This is a genomic window from Chryseobacterium sp. KBW03, assembly GCF_003852415.1.
Taxonomy (GTDB): Bacteria; Bacteroidota; Bacteroidia; order Flavobacteriales; family Weeksellaceae; genus Chryseobacterium; species Chryseobacterium viscerum.
On record NZ_QAJO01000001.1, the window covers coordinates 223,926 to 242,955 of the forward strand.

A 19,030-nucleotide genomic window follows, 5' to 3' on the forward strand; every position below is an offset into this window, starting at 1 on the left:
TAAAATAAAATCACATGAAAAATCTAAAAAAAATCAGTAGACAAGCGCAAAAAGAAATCAAAGGCAGCGGACCTTTCAAAAAATGTACAGAACATTACCAATGTCCGGGCGGATCATGCTGTCATAACATATGCGTTTTAAATCCTTGTCCTTTGGAATAATATATGATCATTACAGACACCTATTTCTAATAGGTGTTTTTTATTTAATTTTTAAATAAAATACCAACTTAAGGTAAAATATTTTCACCAAACGATGAGTAATATAGAAATATTTATTATTTTAGTTCAACATTAAATCTAAATTATATGAAACATTTAAAGAAACTCAGCAGAGAATCTGCCAAACAAATTAATGGGGGTGTCGGACCATTCAGATGCAGCATAACAAGACCTTGCTCCGTTGGATATTGCTGTAACGGAGAATGTATTGATCATGACTGTATGATAGAGCCTTAATCTTAATATATTGATGAGTATGAGAAATTCAAATCTTAAAAAGCTAAACAGACAGGAACAAAAGGGAATTAACGGGGGCGCAATAAAGAAATGCGGCAGCAATGAAGATTGCGGTCCATATCTCTGCTGTACCAATAACGTCTGTGTATTTATTCCTACTTCAGAATGTGAACCCATTTAAAAGTATATTGGAATTTTAAAATTTAATTTTTTAACATCCGCTTCGGTGGGTGTTTTTTTGGCCTTATACTGAAGGACTAAACTTTAATTAATCCTTAAATTTCCCACTTTATGGCTTAGTCTTAAAAATTTGAATTATTTTTGCATATCCAAAAATTTCACGTTTTGAATTCTAGAGACGAACTTATCTTTAACCCTGCCGATATTGCCGAAACTCTCAGCGAACTTCATGCTGACGAGAGGCTGCTCGCGTTCCTGAAGGTTCCGAAAGAGTACAAAGCAGAAGTTTTTTCACATCTTGATCCTGATTTCCAGGAAGATACCATCAGAAGCATCGGAAGCGATGAAGTTTCTGAAATTCTGAATGCAATGACTCCGGATGACAGGACTGCTCTTTTTGAGGATTTCCCGGATGAGCTTATCAAGTATTCCATCAATCATCTTAATCCGCAGGAAAGAAGAATTGCTTTAAAGCTTCTTGGCTACAACTCTGATTCTATTGCCCGTCTGATGACCCCTTATTATATTCAGATCCGTAAGGAATGGACGGTAAAAAGATGTCTTCAGCAAATCAAAAAGGTAGGAAAAAGAGTAGAAACCATGAACTATCTGTATGTGGTGGATGAAAGAAACCGTCTGATTGATGATTTAGCTGTAGGAAGTTTACTGTTAGCCGAAGAAGATACTTTAGTGTCCGATCTTATGGACAACCATTTTGTGGCGATCACCACGATGACTTCCAAAGAAGACGCTGTTACTTATTTTGAAAAATATGACCGTTCAGCGCTTCCTATTATTACAGAATCGGGAGTTCTTGTAGGGATTGTAACGATTGATGATATTCTTGACCAGATTGAGCAGCAAAACACCGAAGACATTCAGAAATTCGGGGGTCTTGAAGCCTTAGATTTACCGTATACCCAGACTTCTCTTATCGAAATGGTAAAGAAGAGAGGAATGTGGCTTATTATATTATTCTTTTCCGAAATGCTCACCGCATCAGCCATGGGATATTTCGAAGACGAGATCCAAAAAGCAGTAGTGTTGGCACTATTTGTTCCGTTAATTATTTCCAGTGGTGGAAACTCAGGTTCACAGGCTGCAACGCTTATTATTAGAGCAATGGCACTTCAGGAAATCGGTTTAAAAGACTGGTGGTATGTCATGAAAAAAGAAATCTTCACCGGATTGTTTTTAGGAGGAATTTTGGGAATTATCGGTTTCTTAAGAATCATGATCTGGCATGAGGCAGGCTTCTTCAGTTACGGTGCCCACTGGGTTTATGTAGGACTAAGTGTAGCCGTTTCTTTAGTATTGATCGTACTCTGGGGAACTCTTTCAGGGTCGATGGTTCCATTTATCTTAAAGAAATTAAAACTAGACCCTGCTACTTCATCTGCTCCTTTTGTAGCTACTCTTGTAGACGTTACGGGACTTATCATTTACTTTTCTGTAGCCGGACTTTTCTTAACGGGAAAACTTTTGTAATTTTAGGCATCATCTAACATGCCAATATGAAAATCGTTTCACTTGTACCCTCTATTACTGAGGCATTATTTGACCTTGGACTTACTGAAAATGAAGTCATCGGGAGAACAAAATTCTGTATTCATCCTCAGGATAAAATAAAAAATGTACCTGTAATCGGTGGGACCAAAAACATCAATATCGAGAAAATCAAAGCACTGCAACCGGATCTTATTCTTGCCAATAAGGAAGAAAATGTAAAAGATCAGGTGGAAGCTTTAATGGATGATTTTAAGGTAATGGTAACCAATGTGGAAACAATTGAAGACAATTATTACCTGCTTAAAAATCTCGGAAAACTTCTCGGAAAGGAAGACAGAGCACAACTTTTCAATCTCAAAATTTATGATATCCTGAATCAGGCAAAACTGGACACGCCTATCAAAGCAGCCTATCTTATCTGGAAGAATCCTTATATGACAATTGGCTCAGATACCTTTATTCATAAGATTTTATCAGAAATTGGTTTCGAGAATATTTTTAAGGATAAAACCCGTTATCCTCAAATTACCACTGAAGATCTGGCAGATGCAGATGTAATTATGCTTTCTTCCGAACCCTTCCCATTTAAAGAAAAACATATTGAAGAACTGCAGGCTTTCTATCCTGACAAAAACATCATGATCGTAGATGGTGAGGCATTTTCCTGGTATGGAACGCATATTGCGAAATGTGAGAACTACTTTAAAGAATTGCTGGCAGAGGTACACCGTATGCAGCTCTGATTTTTAACCACAAAAGACACAAATATTTTACAACAACTTAGTTATCTTTAAGTTGCTGGCCACTGCTTGAAAAATACATTTACGTTTTTGAAAATTTTCGGTTTTCAAATTTTAAATAAGAATCGTTTAAATTCTATGGAATGGTAAATGCTGCCTTTATATAGCGTCTCTGTCACAAAAATCGTTAATTTTGTTATTGTAAAATTTCTGGTACATTGATCTGTACTATTTATCCATTAAATATTTAATACACATGGCTGATACGGTTATACTATCTGAAGGAGCAGAGTTTGATCACGTTATACAAGAAGTCTCAAAATATATTCACCTTTATGTAATGGCGTTTGAAAAGAATGAACGGACCATAACACAAATAGATAGACGTGAAAATATGTATGGCGGAAACGGAACCGTATATATGATACAGATGTTTGATCAGAAAGAACTGGCTAATAACCGCCTGGCAGCTTATATGGTTTTATTGAATAAGGGTGATGAATCCGGGTTTCACACGCACAATCAAAGAAATGAACAAGAGCTGTACGTGGTCATGCATGGAACCGGAGAATATCGTGAAAGAACCGGAACTGAAGGGCCAATACGAAAAAAAATTCTTCAGAAAGGAGATATTACAGCTATCAATTCTATAGGCTATCATTCTATTGAAAATACAGGAGACGAGCCTTTAATTATGTTTGTTATTACTACTTATTATTCATAATCTATGAAGGGTAAGGCTGGAAATTTCTAACTCTACATTCTGCTTCAATGCTCAAAAAAACTCCGACTATAAAAGCCGGAGTCTATATTATATTCGTATTGAAATTCAATTACAAAATCTTGGAAACTTCCTTACAAAGCCATTCCAGCAATTCACGATCTTCGCTGGTGAATGGGTCAACTGTATGAGAATCAATATCAATTTGACCAATATTTTTTCCGTCTTTAAAAATAGGAACCACTATTTCTGCTTTTGTATCGATTGAACAGCTTAAGTAGTTGCTTTCTTCATGCACATCAGGAACTACGAATGTTTCATTGGAAACCGCAACCTGACCGCAAATTCCTTTTCCGTAAGGGATAATGGTATGATCGGTAGGAGCTCCTACGTAAGGCCCTAAGATCAATTCATCTTTATCTCCGTTTTTGAAATAGAAACCTGTCCAGTTGAAGTAAGAAATCTCCTGGTCCAACAGGTGGCATACTTTTTCAAGTTTTTCTTCTGTATTATGCTTAGGACTTTCAAGAATTGAGGAAAGTCTTTTCTTTAATTCTGACATTGTATATATTTTTTAAGAGAATTGTTTTAACGAAAGTTCTTCTTTATATCCAAACATTCCGCGCTCTTTGATCATTTCTGCAACTCCTTCCGGAACCTGGCTTTCCCAGCCTTTCACACAACATGCTATTTTTCTCAGTATTTCTCTGGAATAAATTTCCAGGAATTCCGGATTATAGTTCGTAATATCTACAATACGATTGTTGTGTTTGAAATATTTGTATAATTCTTTCAGATTTTCTTCTACTTTCAGGTTTGAAGAATCCAGTAACTGGTGCGTTTCAGGATCTTTATAAGGATACAGATACACTCTCATTCCGTTTCTGAAAAACTTCCCGAATGCTTCAAGAATTCCTCCTGACATGTTTTTATAGTATTTCTCGTCAAATACCATCAATAGGTTATTTACCCCCATTGCGACTCCAATATCCCCACTTGTGTAAGAAGCGAAATAATCGATCAGCCTGTAGTATTCAGAGAAATTTGAAATAATAACCGTGTATCCCAATTTACCTAAAATATCTACTCTATCCAGGAAATCCCTTTCATCAATGTCTCCGTCTGCTCTCAGATTGGAAATCGTGATTTCGATAAGGACTTCTGTTTCTTCATGAGTACAGATTGCATCTTTGAAAAACATATCCATACCATTTTTAAGCATATCAATGTTTACTTTCGTTACCGGTCTGAAACTTCCTCTTACCGCGAAAATATTTTTCTTGTACAAAACATCTGCCGGAAGCATATTATTCCCCTCTGAATTGAAGATCACTGCATCAGTCATTCCATTTTTTACCAGTTGAAGAGACATCAGTCTGTTATCAACATAGGCAAAAGCAGGTCCGCTGAAGTCTATCATATCAATTTCAAGGTTGTCTTTTGCAATATCGTCGTATAGAGATTCTACTAAAGTTCTTGGATTGTCAAAGTAATTGAAAGCACCGAAAATAAGATTTACCCCAAGGTTTCCTAAAGTTTCCTGCTGAAGGGTAGCATCATTTTCTTTGAATTTTACGTGAATTACGATCTCATTGTAATCTTCATTTTCTTTGGTCTGAAAACGGATTCCTACCCAGCCGTGGCCTTTTACAGTTTTATCAAAATTGATTGTGGTTACCGTATTCGCGTAAGAAAAGAATTTTCTATCAGGATTATTATCTCTGGAAATTCTCTCTTCAATCAAAGCGACTTCATATCGAAGCATTTTGCGAAGCCTGTTTTGGGTAACGTACCTGTTTTTTACTTCTTTTCCGTAGATGGCATCACTAAAATCCTTGTCATAGGCAGACATTGCCTTTGCAATCGTACCGGAAGCTCCCCCTGCTCTAAAAAAGTGGCGAACAGTCTCCTGCCCTGCTCCAATTTCTGCGAAAGTACCATAAATAGCAGGATCTAGATTAATTGTTAATGCTTTTTGTTTAGGAGTTAGTTTCTGATACATTAGGACGTGAAATTTTTCGTAAATTTACCAAAATTAAACCAACCTCAAAAGAAAATGAAGTTGAAATTTTTAGGAACTGGTACTTCTCAAGGTGTACCCGTTATAGGCTGTACATGTGAAGTATGTACTTCCGAAAATCCAAAAGACAAACGTTTGCGCTCTTCCGTGATGATAACTACGGAAGAAAATAAAAAAATACTGATCGACTGTGGTCCGGATTTCAGGCAGCAAATGCTTACCAACCACGAACATAACGTAGATATTGCGCTGATTACTCATGAGCATAATGACCATGTAATCGGGTTGGATGATATGCGTCCATTGATTTTTAAAAGTGGAAAAGATGTTCCACTCTACTGCTATTCAAGAGTTGCTCATGAAATAAAAAACAGATTTCCTTACGCCTTTGCTGATGTAAGATATCCCGGAGCGCCTGCTTTTGAGCTTCATGAGATTGAAAACAAACCGTTTCAGGTTCTGGATACAGAAATCACCCCTGTGGAGGTGATTCACTATAAAATTACCGTTTTCGGATATAAGTTTAAAAACCTTGCTTACATCACAGATGCCGGCTTTATTTCAGAAACTGAAAAGGAAAAACTGAAGAATCTGGATGTCCTGATATTAAACTGCATCAGGAAATTTGATCCCCACCCTGCCCATTTTATCCTTCCGGATGTGATCAGGCTGTTTGAGGAACTAAAACCTAAGCAATTATTCCTTACTCATATCAGCCATCATTTGGGACTGCATGATGTTGAAGATAAGGAGCTTCCTTCCGGAATGCACCTTGCCTACGATGGTTTGGAACTAAATTTTTAAAAAAAATTCTTCAAAAAGCTTTTGAACATTGAAAAAAGTTTATATATTTGCACACCAATTTGAAACAAACATCACGTTTGAAGTAAACATCAAGCCCAGGTGGCGGAATTGGTAGACGCGCTGGTCTCAAACACCAGTTCTTAGGAGTACCGGTTCGATCCCGGTCCTGGGTACAAAAAGCCTCTGAAATCATTTGATTTTCAGAGGTTTTTCTTTTTAGGGTAGTCAAAAGGGTGGCTGTTTTTTTTATCTAATTTATAAATCAAAATAAATTTTATATTAGTAGCATAAATAGCTTTACGAAATGCATAAATTTGAAAGTTATCTGCAATATCACAAAACCCTTATTCCAAATGAGATTTCCACTATTTTTATTGATGTTATTTTTAATATTTTCTTGCAAAGAAAAACCAGAATTAAAAATGGATATTAAAACCGTGAATATAAATTTAAATCGAAATAATAGTCAATATTTAAAAGAATACCATCCTGAAAAAATTGGCCAAGAAGTCGAAATTCAATTTATAAAAAATAAAAGTAATAATAAATTATATGGAATTATGAGTTGCTCATACAATAGTAACTTCATACTTGACAACGATGATTTTTCGTTTGAAACTTTTAAATGTGATTCTAACTTTCCTGTATATATAGAGTTTGAAAAAAACACTTCTGAAAAATATAAATTACTGGTGACAAAAAATCATAATTCAAAAAGTAATTATTTCAAAATTGGATACAAAAAAATTATTTTTCCAAATAAATATTATTCTTTTAAATCTTACTGGGAAAAAGTCAAAAACAAAAAATATGAAATTCTATGGAGCGAACCAATAAAATTCGAAAATTAAATAATAAAAAATACTGCAGATAACAGTATATTGACAAAATGTGAGGTTAAATACAAAATTGAATTATTTGAAACATTTACATGCCTCTAATTTCATACTGTTTTATTTAACTTTAGCAATCTTAAAAAGCATCGGCTTCATTTGTTCGAAAATTGAACTACCACTTATTTTTTATCCCATACTTCGACAATACCTCTTCCGTTTAATATGAATAAAAACTAAGTCTCAAAAAACGATTGATTTAGTTAGTAGCTTCAGAAAAGCTGAGTACCAAATCTTGTTAGCTTATTTTTCTTGTTGATATGTCGTTTTATCCAGATCTGATAAAAAATACGGTTTTCTTTTATTTTCGAGTAATATTTTTTTAAAACTCCATATTTTTCTTTTCTTATTTTAATCATTTTAATTCTCTTAAAAACAATAAATGGCATGTAATGTATTTTATAGAAACTTTTCCCCGATTGTATTTTACTAATACACTCAGATAGAATATTTTCTATTTTATTTCTTTTAGTATATGGAATTCTCAAAAGATTTTTGGTTTCCTTTCTAGCAAACCGGTTCTTTATTTCATCTCTTTTTACAGCTTCTAAAAATTTATTCAAATCATAATGTGGGGGTTTGGGTTTAAAATGATAAAGTCCATCATATTCAATAAGTAATTTTAAACTTTCAATGTAAATGTCTGGTCTTAATTTTTTCTTGTGTTTTAATTTAGGAAAAACAGCAATATTATTAACAAGATCCAATTTGTATTTTTGTGAAATTATTTCTACAATTTTTTTTTCATAATATGAACTATTCTTACATTCCTTACAAAAGCCACCTTTAGAATAAATATGCTGATCATAGCTTGTAAAAAAAACACCATGTTCCGGACATATCACAGGAATCTCTTTAAAGTTCTCTAAAATGGCATTATTTATATCGGTTAAGTTATAAAGATATTCAGGATGAATCTCTTTCCCTAATTTTATAAATTCTTCTCCAGTATGTTTTATTTTTAATTTTTTTAAAAATAAACTTCTGCATTTATCACAAGGAATTGTATTTGTTTTACTTTGGATAATATCAAATTGTTTAGGCTTTATTCCTTGATTTATATGGGTTTTGCAACTAAAGAAAATAAATATTCTTCCTTTTCCTCTTTCAATTTTATGAATTGGGAAGTTTTCAAAATTTTGAATTTTTTCTTTTATTTCTGAAATTATTTCTTCGTCAGTTTTTCTGGGAGATCTAAACTCTTGGCATACTTTACACGGTTTTCTTCTATGCAGATCTTTTGTTCTAAATATGTTTTCTTCTAGTAAGCCATGCTTAATACACTCAACATGAGCATAAGTTCTTTCTTCATCATCATTATAAATTATATCCCGAATAAAGTACAAACCTTCATACTGTTTATTACTATTAATTTTTTCTTGAAATTTTTTTATTTTCCCTGGTTTCTCCTTTTCTCTTTTTCTTTCTTTACCACAATCCGGACAAGCATCATTTTCATGTAGAAAGTTACTTAAGTCTTGCGAAAAAGGCTTTTTATGCTTAAAACAAAAAACTTTCACTTTTATACGTTTTTCCGATTTAAAGGTATCGTCCACTCGAAATCTATTCGGTGTTTTTTCATCAATTCTAATTTGTATTTCTTGAACTGTAAGTGCTTTTCCCATATCTTACATTTTATAATTGGCAAATTAACTTTTCTAACCAACTTAATTAATTTTTGTCAAAAAAGATTTCAATTATTTTCTGTAGTTCCCAATAAAGCCTTGTCAAGTTCTTTATAATCTACTCCCGGCTTTTCTGCTTTTATTTTAACTGAATCTTTTCTTATAGCAATTGAGATCAAAAAGATCATTGCTATTAAATAGGATTACAATGCCCTAAACTGAAATTTTGCTCTGTAATATTTTCATAACTTTTTTTTACAATTATTTAATGATTGTTTGATTTACAGACTCACGCTTATTGATTGATTAACAACTATTTAGTCACACCCTTGCTTTAACAGAACCAATGAAACAAGCTACACCTTTACAAAAGTTCAGGTAAAATAATGACATTCAACATCCTGTTTCCGCAAATTTGGCAGCTGGCCATCATAAACGGAAAACTCAAAAACTTCTCTTATCCTACTCTATTCCCATTATACTTCTGTAGATATTATTGTATAAAAATGCAGTATTTCTACGTATCGCATAAATTTCAAAATTAGAATAAATTTGTACCCTTGATTTACAGATACTTACTGAAATACATTTTCTAAAAACACAATTCAATTAAAAATAATTACAAGAAAATTAAAAACTAAATAACCAGCGACATGAAAATCAAACAACTTTATTCCCTGATTGCATTATCAAGCATAGCAGTGATTGCACATGCACAGGTAGGGATAAATACACCTAATCCACAGGCCACTTTAGATGTTACCGGATCTACAAATACAAGCATGAAAGATGGTATCCTGCCTCCTAGAATTTCTAAACAGCAGTTAGCAGATAAGGATCCGGGAACTTACGGAATTGCACAAACAGGGGCCTTCGTTTATATCACAGACATCACTGATCCTATCGGTGTACCCCCACCCCCAAGTGTAGCAGAGGTTGGCAGTATTCATAATATTGGATACTACTATTTTACAGGATTCCAATGGGTTCCCTTTTCGATGAACCTTTATAATATAGACGGGAGTCTTTCAGGAAACAGAGTGGTGACACAAGACGCCCATTCTCTGGCATTCACTACGACGGCTACTAACGGTTTTTCAGTTGGCGGATCTACGTTTTCTGTGGATGGGGCCAATGACAGAATAGGGATAGGAACTGCTGCCCCTCAGACAAAGTTTCACGTAGTTTCTACTCTCCCAAGTTTAAACCGATATAATCTGATTGATGCTACAGCTGGAACAAACCAATATGGAATTGTAGCTTTAAGAAACACTTCTCCTTTGGCTACGGGAAATTATTCGTTGCTTGGTTTTACCAATAACGGGCCTTCCTCGGGAGGAGCCAATTGGGCAGTAGGATCTGTCCGTACAGGGGCAACACTCACCAATGGTTCAGAAGAGCATTTCTATATTGGAAACTCTGTTGGCGGAGGTTTAGTCGAAAGAATGAGAATCAATCCCATATCAGGAAATATTGGAATCGGGACTTCCGCTGCAACCAATAAACTTCATATCAATGCTATAAACCCTATAAGACTTGAAGGGCTGCAGCCCGCTTCAGGAACTACAGGCAGTTTAACAATAAGTGGTACCGGTGTTGTACAATTACAAAACTCAACGACCATCAGTGCTGCAAGAGGTACCGGAACAGTATCGATTACATCAAACAATACTTTTACCAATACGGTCCCTTCAGCTAAAAATTTTGACAATCTTAGTGAGATGATGGGAAATAGTTTCATACCGTCTGCTACGGGATTGTATAAGGTTGATTTTAGCATTAATTATCCTCAAAGAGCAGCATCAGAAGATGATGGAGATGGCTATTTAGGATATGCCCAGATTAGTTTGGACGGAGTTCAGCAATCATTTACCAATACCAAAGTTACTTTACCTGAAGTCACCGGAGCTCCGTCATTTGTTACCTGTATTAATTCTACTTTAGTAAAAATGAACGCAGGCCAGGTTCTTTCATTTCAAGCCTTATCTTTCGGGGCAACACCAAATCCAACGAATATTTTAGCTCCTTTTACAATTACTGTAGTTCGTATTGATTAATCATTCAAGCTAAATAAAACAGGTAAAAAAGTTCCTGTTACCTCTTATCAGGCAAAATTCTATCAACACAAATAAAAAAGTAAGAACACTTGCGCTTTGTAAGTGTTCTTACTTTTTTATGTAAATAATCTGTGTAAACAGAAATATCCTTTTTAATTTTCTTATTCTTCGTCTCTCTAGTCAAGCCCTTTCAAAACCCTCTCAAGTTCAAGATCCCTTTTCTGAATAATATCATCATCAGAATACTTTATATATTCATTGATTCTTACTCCTACTTTCTGGGTTTGAGAGCCATCATAATAGAAAATACCATTTCCCGTAAATTCAAGATCATAGCCTCCGGGAAGTTTTATCGTTTTGATATCCCCATCTGCTCCTGCTGTTCTTTGACCAATAGTTTTGGCCTGAGGAAAAACATTCTGAAGGTTCATAGTATTCCACTCACTCATGCTTAAGGTTTCAGGATTAACAATCATAAAAACTTTCCCTTTATAAGGATGAATTGTTTTATTTTTAAGATCAGGATAGTAAGTTCCAAATTCTTCATAGCTGATGGGAATATAAGTTCCAGTATTTTTTGGATTGGGTTTATAGTATTTTCCAAAACGGTTTTCCACAGGGGAGAAATACTTGTAAACATAATGAAATACAAAACCGCCCCAGTCCGGATATCCTCTCATATCAAAAACAATAGCCTTTTTTGATGATGCTTCTTTGAAAATAGAATCCATATGCTCATCCAGCTTATCATCAGGAATATTATTGGTGAAAGCAAAAACATCATGGATTTTAAAGTAGGCAATATCTTTATGCTCTATTTTATACTGCTGCTGCAAACGGATTTTGTTCTGAATATATTCCGTCACAATGGCTCGCTGTTGTTTATCTGAAAAATTAACAAACTCTGTGTCTGCAAGATGGGTTTTATTACCCTTTGACTGTATCTCTAAATTTTTACGAGCCAGATCATCAGGCCAGATCAGGTTTTTCTGAAAATCCGAAATCAGATACAAAAACGTTTCAGGGTTGGACGTGGAAAATAGTTCTCTTTTTTCTTTAATAATCTCACGGATGCTTTTACCATTGACCTTCGTTATTCTATCTCCCACGTGGATATTCGCTTTGGAACAGATTTCTGGTAAAATAAGCTGGGTAACCAATACATGATCATCCATCAGCACATAATCGAAAGGAGGAAAATATAACCGGTGGAAAATTGCATTTTTATAATTCAGCTGATCATAAAATCTGAAAGAATGGGTGTCTTCCATTTTAGAAACTACTTTTGCCAAAATGATCTCAAAATCTTTTCTTGAAGTACAACGGATAGTCTGATCCACCAAATCCGAGAAATAAGATTCAGCATTTTTATCCATCAGATATTTGTGGGGATACAAATAGTCAATAGTTCCCTGTAGCTTTGCTAATGCCAGCAAGCGGTATGCTAATGGCAGATTTTCATCTTTTTTGAATTCGTTTGTTTTAGAATCAGCTATTTTATCTTTCTTTTCAACCTCAGCAATGAACCTATGATGGTAGATATCATTCAATAATGTCCTATTTTCCGGACTGATCTTTTTATTTTTTTGATACCATTTGAAGTTTTGATTGACAGACAGTATATCTTTTGGATTATCAGTAACTGGAGTGCTGGAAAACTTATTATTCAAGCCTCCTGACAAAAGATTAATGATTGAATTTTCATTTGTTTTTTCGTTCACTTTCCCGACAGTTTCCAAAAACAGACTGTCAGCATCCTTTTTGCCACCAGCAACGTCAGGGTGATAATATTTTATGAAATTCCAGGTCTTCATAAAATAGGTGTAATTTTCCTTTTGGGCATATATCGTCGAATGAATAGCCATCACAAAAAACACTATAAAAACATTCTTCATTTACTTGAATTTGTGATGTAAAATACACTTTTAAAAGAATATTTTTAACATTTAGTTTGAATTTTAAAAGAAAACAGTATTAAAAGGCTTTATAGTCTTTTTGAGTTTAATTTTATGGAAATTTTTTTCATCTTTTTTGTACTATTCTCGCTTGATATTATTATTGTATCAATCTCTTTCTATATTGTGGTGCAATAAATTTCTCAATTTCTTTCCATGTGAAATAAACTGAATATCCAGGATAACCGCTATTGGTTCTATTTTTCTGATCATAAAAAATAAAGTCTATACCCGTTATATTCCCTGTTGCCCCTGTATCCATTTTGTATTGATTGAGATTCTTTATCAGAAAGGACATGTCATTATTTTCTTTATTTTTTTTACGACACAGCTGCAGAAGTATCTTTTTGTTTATGAATAAGTTTTCTCCAACTTCTGTATCATTCTTTTCATCAAAGAAATAATAGATGGTATCTTCCCACGGGGAACCATAAGACTGAATGTGTACCGATATGTTCAGCAATCCATTTTTATTCAAAAAAATCTTATATTTTTCAAATCCAAATTGGTTTTCCCGTAACGAGTTTGTTGAAATTAAGTTTTTTAAAGTATCTTTTTTTGCATTCAATCTTTTCTCTGGACTGTTGAAAAAAGTACCATTAAAAAGGTCATAGCTTTTCTGAATTTTCTTATAAATCCCGGTACTCTTAGTGTCTATTTTTAATTCCTGCAACTCAAAGCATTCTTTAGAAATACAGACCGAATCTTTTAAAACAGAGACATGCTGAGCATATGAAGATAGGCTAAACAAAAAAATAAATAATATATTGAATAGGTATTTTATCATTTTATTCTTTCCCCAACATATTTTGGAATTTTGTTAAGATCTTTCTTTTGAGATTTCATTAAAGAAATATATGTTTTATAATTTTCTATAGCCTTTTCTTTTTTACCTGTACTCCAATAACTATTTGCAATATTAAGATATGCTACGACTCGATCTGGATACTTTTGAATTATCTTTTGAAGCACATTAATTGATACCGAAGGATTAATACTTTCAAGATTAAAGGCAAAATCATTTATTTTAGCAATGTTATTAGTTGAAATAATGATATAATCCAACCAGCTTTTATCCGCAACCCAGTCATAGTAACTAAATTTTGTCTTAGAAACATCTTTAGCATCTAATAGTATTGATGCATTATTGTCTGCTTCAACTGAAAAATAGTTCTCTTTATATTTAAAGAGATTAAAGGTATTTTTTGAATATTTTAATGTAAAATCAATAACAGAATATTTATTAGAAGCAAAAGGAGCAATACAGGTTGTGTAAGAAAGTAAATTATTTTCAAACTTCAGATTGTCAATATTCACATCAGATTTACCGCTGCACTCTTTGCATGGAAAAATAGTATCACTTTCATAAGTAGATAGTTCGGTATTATTTTTATTATTAAAAACAATAATTAGCTTTCTTTGGGTAAGTTCACCAGTCTCTTTTATATCTTTAGCATTCTTTAATGTTAAAACATATAAATCATCACGAGTACCATCATTGTTAAAATCATTATGAAGTTGAGCTGCAATTTCATTTGATTGTAACAATGACTCTAATTGAGATGTTTGGGAATTACAACTTATCCCTAAAAGTAGGGTTAATAAAGAAATTTTATTTATCATCTTTAAATATTTTAACAGTTCTATCAAAAGCATCCCTTCTGTTAACATTGATACAAATAGAATTTCATCAAAATATCACCTTACCATCATTAATCCATCTATTTTTTTTATCCCATTTCCCACCACAATCTGTTTGTAGTTCCATCACAACTTTTCTATTCACAACATCAACAATAACACATAAATAGTTCTCATATAATGTTTTATTGGTTCCATCATCCACATATCCCTTAGAAATATAATCCATAACTATAAATCTTTTATTAGGTGATGTGCTTAAAATTTTAGCTCCGGAATAATTGGCATTATCATAACCTCGTATTTTATATTTCTTACCGCCTTTCAGAATAAAAGGATTTTGATACATATTGAATTCTTTATCATACGCATTAAACCCTAATTTGCAACAACTTGAAATGGAAATAAGTGGTAAATCTTTTTTCGTCTGTGAATAAATTGTATAATTGATTAATAATAGAAGTACTATCAGAACTTTTTTCATAGTCTTGTTTTTAATTTTGTATATCTTCCAGATGCATCAGTCATTGTATAATTACCCTTTCCACGAAGAGGTCCGTAAATTTCTAAAACTTCTTTTTCGTAGATAGCATGATTTTCTTTCCAATCTTCCGGATTTTTCGATATTTTTTTATTTTTGGCAAAAAATTGATTTAAAGCATCTCTAAAACAATCAGAAACATGTCCTGGTCTATTAACATCATGATCTAAGACAGTAGCCTTTCCTAATTTTGATTTTACAAAATCCTTTATATTATTAGAATATCCTGTAGGCTTTTTATTGATTGCGATATTTAACCTTTTAATAAAATCTACAATCTGCTTCTCTTGAAAATCATCATCCTTACAAGCATTAATAAAAGGCTCCATAGGTGAGCAAATAACTTTTTGTTTATTTTTTTTTGCTTCAAAACCTTTTCGTATTAGTGCTTTTAAATCTTTCCCTGTTTTATCATTATAATGAGATTGATATTTCTTTATAATTGTCTTATTTTTCTGAGGAATTTCTATTTCTTTTACTGTCCATCCACAGTTTTCAAAAAGTTCTTTAAATTTATCAGGATAGCTTTGTTTAAATTCCCATAGTTGTATCGACAATTCTCCATAACCTTGTGGATTTATTGTCTTCTGCATAGCTCCAGCTGTTAAAATTTCACTATCATAAGATTGTACGGCATCCATATTTCCTTCATTTTCAGACATTGCTAAAATTATTTCCTTTTCTTCTAAACTTACTTTACCTGAAGAAACAATTTTGCTCCAACTTTTATAAGAAGCTAATTTTAAAGAACCACTATATAGCGGTCCATACACAGGATTTTTAGCCCCATACTTTACACAAGTAATATCATTCCTATACTGAATTCCACAAGTTTGTTTCTCCTTCTGCTCTGGCACCGGCGCCCCCTTCGGATCAATACTTTCCGGAGCATTTACCTGCCCGGAGGTTACAAATTCTATTTTGCCTGTTTCGGGTGGTATATTTCCCGGCATTTTACCTGTTCCTGGTAAAGTAGACTTTTTTAGCAGCAGATAGTTTTCCTGAACTTTTGCAGTTCCAAAATCCTGCCACTCTGTAAGGGAAATCATCTGAAAACCATCATCAAAGATAAAATTGGGTATTTGTTTTTCTACTATAGTTCCTGTAAGCTTATCCTGTGTTGTCGGTACATTATTTAATACTTTAAATTTTCCCAAATGGGCATTGAATTTTATTCTGGCACCGTCTATTGCCAATAATAAACCTTCGTCTTTATTATCTTTTTCTTCATTTTCAGCACGCTTCTCCTCCATCTTCTGCTTATTATCAGCCTTCATTTTGTCAGTATCCTGTGCTGTATTTTGAGTTTGAGTTTCCGGAGCATTTCCTTCTCCTTCGTTATTTAACCTATCCATAATAATGAATGTTTTAAATGAAAATTTTGTTTCTTTATTTCTATAAAACCTTCTTCATATTGGTTTCCTTTGCAGATAAATATTCCTTTGAAATCATCAATTTCTGATTGTTCCAGATTTTGGGCAGAGACTTTTAAAATCATTTTCTCTCCATCCTTTTCAGGAGTCATGATCTCTGTAAATCCGTCCGGAGATATTCTTTTTCTTTTGGTATCGAATGACTCCAGCAAACCATTGAAGAGCAAACCGAACATATTATAACCTGTCAGAAAATCAATTAGTTTTGTTTCATCTTCTAATATGCTGCTGATCTGATTGAAATAATTATCTATAGCTTCCCCTTTATGCGTTTTTGATAATTCAGACTGAATTTTGCCCCATCTTAACCGCAGGAAAAGCAGATTATCTACTGCGGTAATGTTCCCTTCGTTATCAACTCTGCATTCCAGTTCATCAAACAGATAGCTTATTTTTTTTATAAATTTCCCCATGGCAGTATCGCTATCCGAAAAATCGAAGTCTACAGCCAGAATCTGAAATTTATATTCTTCTTTAGCTTTTCCAAGATAATACACTTCAATCTGTCGGGCATAACTTTTTGTAATGGCATAAACCCGATTTCTTTGTTCCTTTACAATGGTTTCAAGCCTATATATTTTCTGATGAAGATTTTCCAATAGAGTAAACATCATTCCGGATATATTATTCTTTCATAATTACTATTGGGATCCATTCCCATCCAGTCTCTGTTTGCCGACCAATGAAGATATTTGTTACGCATAATTCTCAATAAGGTCTGAGGATGATAGGCGGTAACCACAACCTCCTGTAGCGTTTTTGTTTTAATTTTATTACCGTCTTTATCAATCACTTCATCGGGTATTGGCGCTTGTACCGGCTCTGGATTTTCTAATCTTTCTCTTGCCCTTTCCTGTTTTTCTTTTTCAACTACTTCGTCTGTTTTAAAATTCCATTTTTTACCATTTTCAAAGACATAATGATGCAAAAGATCTTTTGCTGAAGGCAGATATTGGTCGTGTTCTATAGAATAGCTTATTTCTGTTTTTGCAATCATCTGATGGTCATAATGGTCTTTACCTTGTTCTTCCATGAAATGAAGCGGAATATAGCTGTATTCTTTCCTCAGGAAACGGATTCCTGTAATTTTACGGTATACACTTCCCATCGTAATAACATTGAGGAAACTATTATTAATTTCAATTTGGTCCTCATTATACCAATGTTCATCAATCAACTGCTGTCTGCGCTTGTTTAAGAACCACACGGGTTTATGATTAGACGTTTCTATTTCATCTACTGTTTCTTTTCCGCTTTCATAAGCTCCGCCGATATCACAATGTACTCCCGGAAATTCTTTTTCAATACTGCCCGGAAATCTGGTTAATGAGAAATTTTCCCGATGTTCATTGCCTGCTGTAAAGTGAACTGCTCTGGAATAAGGTCCAGGATTCAGCAACTGTAGCTGTTCTACATCATCTCCGAAATTGTAACTAGATCCTAACGTAGAATGCTTCATTCCTTCCCATCCCACACGTCTCAATCCTCCCATATCACCATATTCTTCATAAGAAGATACGGTATCATACGCTCCAATAAAACGGACATACAGCTCTAACTCTTCCAATTCTTCTTTGGTCACTACATCTTTGCTTAAAAGATAATACCCCAGAAAACCAAATTTCGGAAGCTTTCCATCAACAAGATAATTAGGATCTACCTCTATTTTATCCTTATCTATCCACATATCTCCATATTCGGGAATTGTAATCGGCCCTTCGGAAGAATCCATCTGAGTATATCCTACTATCTTTCGGGATTTTTTTATCTCAACATCTACTGTTCTTTTTTTACCATTGATTTCGTAAGCAAAATTCCTTGCGGCTGCAGCTCCACGGCTGAATCCGAAAGTATCTATATATATTTTTGTGAATTGTTTATCCGCATTTAAACTATCTCTGATTATTACTTTAATTCTATCCGCCAGCTTTTCACATCCTTTTCTTACTTTTCCCCTTACCCCTGTTATACCAGATCCATATTGGAAGCCGTCATCTACATCTCTGCGGTTATCCAGCGTCCCAATACCTTCTATATAAATAGCATAATTCGTCTGTTCACAACACTTATACAATCTGGCAACATTGGTAAAGTCGTTGCTAAAACTATTATCAACCCCCATTTTATCTAAGCGGCTCCTGTGAATCCCTTTAAGATACTGTTCATATTCGGAACCGGCATCTGGTTTTTTTTTATCATCTAAATCATCATACTCATCCTCCTGTTTTTCAGTCGTATCTTCTATTGCTTTTTCTTTTCGTAAAACTTCCTCTTCAGAATCCGTGCTTTCAATTTTGTTTTTGCCATCTTTATATTTTTGACGGAGCTCAGTATTTTTAAGATTATTCAAAGTTCCGTCAAAGAAAACACCTACCTCCAAATGCAGTTCGTCAATAGGAGGTGCATAATTTCCAGTATTGTACACAAATGTTTTTCCCATAATCCTAAATTTG

General features: G+C 33.7%; 19 protein-coding genes and 1 tRNA gene. 10 read left to right on the forward strand and 10 right to left on the reverse strand.

Features of this window, described 5'->3' with window-relative positions; translation table 11 throughout:
• Positions 1-14 precede the first annotated feature (14 nt).
• The 6 genes from DBR39_RS24565 to DBR39_RS00915 all read left to right on the forward strand — a co-directional run bounded on the left by DBR39_RS24565 (position 15) and on the right by DBR39_RS00915 (position 3,611).
• Entirely contained in the window at positions 15-161 is a 147-nt protein-coding gene (locus tag DBR39_RS24565) for a bacteriocin-like protein (RefSeq protein WP_410494243.1), read from the forward strand.
• 147 nt (positions 162-308) lie between these two features.
• The gene (locus DBR39_RS24115) at positions 309-458 is read left to right on the forward strand and encodes a bacteriocin-like protein (RefSeq protein WP_185147106.1); all 150 of its coding nucleotides are present in this window, start codon (positions 309-311) and stop codon (positions 456-458) included.
• 19 nt (positions 459-477) lie between these two features.
• A complete protein-coding gene (locus tag DBR39_RS00900; RefSeq protein WP_124530442.1) occupies positions 478-639 on the forward strand; it encodes a protein with bacteriocin-type signal sequence in 162 nt (53 codons plus the stop codon).
• 164 nt (positions 640-803) lie between these two features.
• The gene (mgtE, locus tag DBR39_RS00905) at positions 804-2,126 is read left to right on the forward strand and encodes a magnesium transporter (protein WP_124530443.1); all 1,323 of its coding nucleotides are present in this window, start codon (positions 804-806) and stop codon (positions 2,124-2,126) included.
• Positions 2,127-2,152: 26 nt separating this feature from the next.
• On the forward strand, positions 2,153-2,890 hold the full coding sequence (locus DBR39_RS00910) for an ABC transporter substrate-binding protein (RefSeq protein ID WP_124530444.1): 738 nt from the start codon (positions 2,153-2,155) through the stop codon (positions 2,888-2,890).
• 253 nt (positions 2,891-3,143) lie between these two features.
• On the forward strand, positions 3,144-3,611 hold the full coding sequence (locus tag DBR39_RS00915; RefSeq protein ID WP_124530445.1) for a cupin domain-containing protein: 468 nt from the start codon (positions 3,144-3,146) through the stop codon (positions 3,609-3,611).
• 109 nt (positions 3,612-3,720) lie between these two features.
• Here the strand turns inward: DBR39_RS00915 and DBR39_RS00920 are convergent, their stop codons facing one another.
• Together DBR39_RS00920 and DBR39_RS00925 are read right to left on the reverse strand one after the other, a co-directional pair.
• On the reverse strand, positions 3,721-4,170 hold the full coding sequence (locus tag DBR39_RS00920; RefSeq protein ID WP_124530446.1) for a GAF domain-containing protein: 450 nt from the start codon (positions 4,168-4,170) through the stop codon (positions 3,721-3,723).
• 12 nt (positions 4,171-4,182) lie between these two features.
• Positions 4,183-5,610, reverse strand: coding sequence for a nicotinate-nucleotide adenylyltransferase (locus DBR39_RS00925; protein WP_109738820.1), 1,428 nt, complete (start codon positions 5,608-5,610; stop codon positions 4,183-4,185).
• Between the two features lie 54 nt (positions 5,611-5,664).
• On the opposite strand from DBR39_RS00925, the gene DBR39_RS00930 reads away from it, so the two are divergent.
• From DBR39_RS00930 to DBR39_RS00940, 3 genes are all read left to right on the forward strand, one after another.
• Complete coding sequence (locus tag DBR39_RS00930; protein ID WP_124530447.1) at positions 5,665-6,432, forward strand: MBL fold metallo-hydrolase; 768 nt, start codon at positions 5,665-5,667, stop codon at positions 6,430-6,432.
• Between the two features lie 93 nt (positions 6,433-6,525).
• Positions 6,526-6,605, forward strand: a tRNA-Leu gene (locus tag DBR39_RS00935).
• A gap of 180 nt (positions 6,606-6,785) precedes the next feature.
• Entirely contained in the window at positions 6,786-7,283 is a 498-nt protein-coding gene (locus DBR39_RS00940) for a hypothetical protein (protein WP_124530448.1), read from the forward strand.
• 254 nt (positions 7,284-7,537) lie between these two features.
• Here the strand turns inward: DBR39_RS00940 and DBR39_RS00945 are convergent, their stop codons facing one another.
• Positions 7,538-8,950 (reverse strand): hypothetical protein, encoded by a 1,413-nt coding sequence (locus tag DBR39_RS00945; RefSeq protein WP_124530449.1) that lies wholly within the window; start codon positions 8,948-8,950, stop codon positions 7,538-7,540.
• A 653-nt stretch (positions 8,951-9,603) separates the two neighbouring features.
• Between DBR39_RS00945 and DBR39_RS00950 the strand changes: the two genes are divergently transcribed.
• Positions 9,604-11,007, forward strand: a complete 1,404-nt coding sequence (locus DBR39_RS00950; protein WP_124530450.1) for a hypothetical protein — start codon at positions 9,604-9,606, stop codon at positions 11,005-11,007.
• 176 nt (positions 11,008-11,183) lie between these two features.
• Here the strand turns inward: DBR39_RS00950 and DBR39_RS00955 are convergent, their stop codons facing one another.
• The 7 genes from DBR39_RS00955 to DBR39_RS00985 all read right to left on the reverse strand — a co-directional run bounded on the left by DBR39_RS00955 (position 11,184) and on the right by DBR39_RS00985 (position 19,017).
• On the reverse strand, positions 11,184-12,902 hold the full coding sequence (locus tag DBR39_RS00955) for a S41 family peptidase (protein ID WP_124530451.1): 1,719 nt from the start codon (positions 12,900-12,902) through the stop codon (positions 11,184-11,186).
• A gap of 160 nt (positions 12,903-13,062) precedes the next feature.
• Positions 13,063-13,635, reverse strand: a complete 573-nt coding sequence (locus DBR39_RS00960; protein ID WP_124530452.1) for a hypothetical protein — start codon at positions 13,633-13,635, stop codon at positions 13,063-13,065.
• A gap of 110 nt (positions 13,636-13,745) precedes the next feature.
• A complete protein-coding gene (locus tag DBR39_RS00965; RefSeq protein WP_124530453.1) occupies positions 13,746-14,585 on the reverse strand; it encodes a tetratricopeptide repeat protein in 840 nt (279 codons plus the stop codon).
• A 67-nt stretch (positions 14,586-14,652) separates the two neighbouring features.
• Entirely contained in the window at positions 14,653-15,087 is a 435-nt protein-coding gene (locus tag DBR39_RS00970) for a hypothetical protein (RefSeq protein ID WP_124530454.1), read from the reverse strand.
• On the reverse strand, positions 15,084-16,499 hold the full coding sequence (locus tag DBR39_RS24435) for a hypothetical protein (protein WP_228447733.1): 1,416 nt from the start codon (positions 16,497-16,499) through the stop codon (positions 15,084-15,086). The genes DBR39_RS00970 and DBR39_RS24435 overlap by 4 nt, the downstream gene beginning before the upstream one ends.
• On the reverse strand, positions 16,487-17,191 hold the full coding sequence (locus DBR39_RS00980) for a hypothetical protein (RefSeq protein WP_124530455.1): 705 nt from the start codon (positions 17,189-17,191) through the stop codon (positions 16,487-16,489). Before DBR39_RS00980 ends, DBR39_RS24435 begins: the two co-directional genes overlap by 13 nt.
• The gene (locus DBR39_RS00985; protein WP_124530456.1) at positions 17,188-19,017 is read right to left on the reverse strand and encodes a phospholipase effector Tle1 domain-containing protein; all 1,830 of its coding nucleotides are present in this window, start codon (positions 19,015-19,017) and stop codon (positions 17,188-17,190) included. The genes DBR39_RS00980 and DBR39_RS00985 overlap by 4 nt, the downstream gene beginning before the upstream one ends.
• Between the last annotated feature and the right edge of the window lie 13 nt (positions 19,018-19,030).